The organism is Dietzia massiliensis (assembly GCF_018390595.1).
In the GTDB taxonomy this organism is placed as follows: Bacteria; Actinomycetota; Actinomycetes; order Mycobacteriales; family Mycobacteriaceae; genus Dietzia; species Dietzia massiliensis.
Genome location: NZ_JAHBAV010000032.1, coordinates 1 through 2,904 on the forward strand (window position 1 = coordinate 1; position 2,904 = coordinate 2,904).

General features: G+C 71.2%; 4 protein-coding genes. 3 read left to right on the forward strand and 1 reads right to left on the reverse strand.

Annotated elements, in window-relative coordinates:
• Positions 1-552, forward strand: a 552-nt coding sequence (locus KHA85_RS10150) for a hypothetical protein (protein WP_236885493.1), incomplete at its 5' end; no start/stop codon positions are given.
• On the opposite strand, the gene KHA85_RS10155 is transcribed toward KHA85_RS10150, so the two are convergent.
• Entirely contained in the window at positions 549-944 is a 396-nt protein-coding gene (locus KHA85_RS10155) for a YchJ family protein (RefSeq protein WP_082767698.1), read from the reverse strand. The genes KHA85_RS10150 and KHA85_RS10155 overlap by 4 nt on opposite strands.
• A 113-nt stretch (positions 945-1,057) precedes the next feature.
• Here KHA85_RS10155 and KHA85_RS10160 point away from each other — a divergent pair, with 113 nt between their 5' ends.
• Positions 1,058-1,306: a hypothetical protein gene (locus KHA85_RS10160; protein WP_197471380.1), complete on the forward strand. Its 249-nt coding sequence runs from the start codon at positions 1,058-1,060 to the stop codon at positions 1,304-1,306.
• Between the two features lie 41 nt (positions 1,307-1,347).
• A complete protein-coding gene (locus tag KHA85_RS10165) occupies positions 1,348-2,904 on the forward strand; it encodes a fatty acyl-CoA synthetase (RefSeq protein WP_213185703.1) in 1,557 nt (518 codons plus the stop codon).

The following is a 2,904-nucleotide window of genomic DNA, read 5'->3' on the forward strand; positions in this document are numbered from 1 at the left end:
CCCGCCACAGGAGTGCCCATGCGTCGCGCCGCCCTCGTCGCCGTGGTCACCGCAGCGACCATGCTCACCAGTTCCTGTTCGCTCGTCGGAGACGACGAACGTCGCGGAGTACCCGCCCCAGCCGCCGCACCGAGCGGGCCGCTGCCCACCTCCCAGCAGTTCGACCGGCCGTTCCCGGTGTCCGCCGAGAACTGGGACGCCACCGTCACGGTGTCGAACCTGCGGTTCGTGCAGTCCTACTCGTACCCGGACCCCGTCCTCGTGGTGGACGTGCGCGCGGTCCAGTCCGCCGGCCAACCGGAGATCGGCCCCGAGGACCTCACCGCCTATGACCCGTCGGGCCGGCCGTTCGAGCGGATCACCGACCCCTCCGGGACAGTGCCCGACCCGCTCGTCCCGTCGGTGATGACGACCCCCGGGCAGGAGATCAAGGGCATGGTGGCGTGGACCGTGCCCCGTGGAGCCAGGGTCGGCCGCATCGACCTGACGAGCCCGTCCACGATCGGATCGATCACGGTGACGCGACAGCCCGTCGATCCGACGCCGTCCTAGGCACCCGCCGGGCCCGCTCCCGCCGGATCCGCCGCGACGTACGTCCACCGCCCTCCCCTGCGCTCGAACAGGGAACGCTCACGCATCACCCCCCGGTCGCCGGGCTCGACGTACCTCGCCTCGAACTCGACCACCCCGTCGTCGTCACCCTCGCCCCCGGCGACCACCTCCAGGACGGTGAGCCCGGTCCACTCCACACCCGACGCCTCCACGACCGGCGGACGCGTCCGCGGATGCCACGTGCGCCAGAGGTGGTCCGTCCGTCCGAGCGCGAACGCCGTATAGCGCGAGCGCATCAGCTCCTCCGCCGTCCGCGCGGGCACCCCGTCCTCCACGAGCGGGCCGCAACACGCCCCGAGATCGATCCCACTGCCACACGGGCACGCACTCATCCGTCTGCTCCGTTCCCCGATGATCCGCCCAGGTTACCGACGCACGAGGCCACCCCTGCCGACCCCCGCGACGCGGACCCCGCTGCCCCCGCCGGACTATCGTGAACGGTGACATGTCTGGACTAGCCTCCCTCCGTTCCCTCGCGCGGCGCCGCGCCGACCCGGACCTCGCCGCCCTGCGGGTACGGTCCTGCCGCGACCTGTGCAACTGGAACCGCACGCCCGTCGAGCGCCGCGGCGAGCCCCTGTTCGCGTGCCGGGGCTGCGGCTCCCAGTGGGTCCCCAGCGAGCAGTGGACGCCGCGCGAGGCCGACGGCGCCATCCCACCGGCCGTCCTCGAGCTGCTCCGCTCGGACGACTGACTTCACGACCCGGCCGCCGCACGCCGCTATAAGGTCAGACCATGACCGACACCCCCTCACTCGCCCCCTCCACCGCCGCCTCCGACACCATTGACGCCACCCTGCGCCGATCGGCGTCCCGGTTCCCCGACCGCGTCGCCCTGACCTTCGCGGATCGTCGCTGGACCTACGCCGCCCTCGACGCCGCCGTCGACCGCGTCGCCACCCTGCTCGCCGGGCACGGTCTCGAGGACGGCGCCCGCATCGCGGCATACGGCGTCAACTCGGACGCCTACCTCATCGCCTTCCTCGCGACCTCGCGGGCGGGTTACATCCACGTACCCGTGAACTACGCCCTCACGGGGGGTGAGCTCGAGTACCTGCTCACCGACTCGGGGACCTCGCTCGTCCTGGTCGACCCCGCCCAGGCGCCCACTCTCGATGCGGTCCTCGACGGCCTGCCCGCCCTGACACCCCTCGCGCTGCAGCCCGCCGCCGGCGAGGCACCTGACGGCACCGTGTTGGGTACCGCACTCGAGACCGGCGACGTCACGCCCGTCGACTCGCTCGCCTCCGGCGACGACCTCGCCCAGCTGCTGTACACCTCGGGTACCACCTCGCGGCCCAAGGGCGCGATGATGACCCACTCCGCGCTGGTCCACGAGTACCTCAGCTGCATCTTGTCCCTTGATCTGACCGCCGACGATGAGCCGCTCGTGACCATGCCGCTCTACCACTCCGCGGCGATGCACGTGTTCGCGATGCCGTATCTGTCACTGGGCGCGACCGTGCACCTGATGGCCGCCCCTGACGTCCCCGAGATCCTGCGCCGCATCGAAGAGGACGGGATCGGCTCCCTGTTCCTCGCACCCACCGTCTGGGTCCCCCTCGCGTCCCACCCGGACCTCGAGCGTCGCGACCTGTCGAGCCTCCGCAAGGCCCAGTACGGCGCCTCGATCATGCCCGTGACCGTTCTGCAGCGCCTGCGGGCCAGGTACCCGGAACTGGGGTTCTACAACTGTTTCGGCCAGTCCGAGATCGGCCCGCTCGCCTGCGTCCTGCGCCCCGAGGAGCACGACGACAGGCCGGCCAGCGCGGGTCGACCGGTCTTCTTCGTCGAGGCCCGGGTGGTCGACGAGTCGGGACTCGAGGTCGCCGACGGCGAGCGGGGCGAGGTGGTCTACCGCTCCCCGCAGCTGTGCAGGGGCTACTGGAACAAGCCCGACGCCACCCGCGAGGCGTTCCGTGACGGGTGGTTCCACTCCGGGGACCTGGTCGTGCGGGACGCCGGGGGGTACATCGAGGTCGTCGACCGCATCAAGGACGTCATCAACACCGGCGGTGTCCTGGTGGCCTCCCGCGAGGTCGAGGACGCCGTGTATCAGGACGAGCGGGTCGCGGAGGTGGCGGTCATCGGTACGCCCGACCCGAAGTGGATCGAAGCGGTGACCGCCGTCGTGGTCCTCAAGGACGGCGCGGAGGCCACTGAGGACGAGATCATCGCGGGCGCGCGAGAGTACCTGGCACCGTTCAAGGTGCCCAAGCGCGTCGTGTTCGTCGACGAGTTGCCCCGCAACCAGTCCGGCAAGTTGCTCAAGCGCGAACTCCGGCAGGGGTGA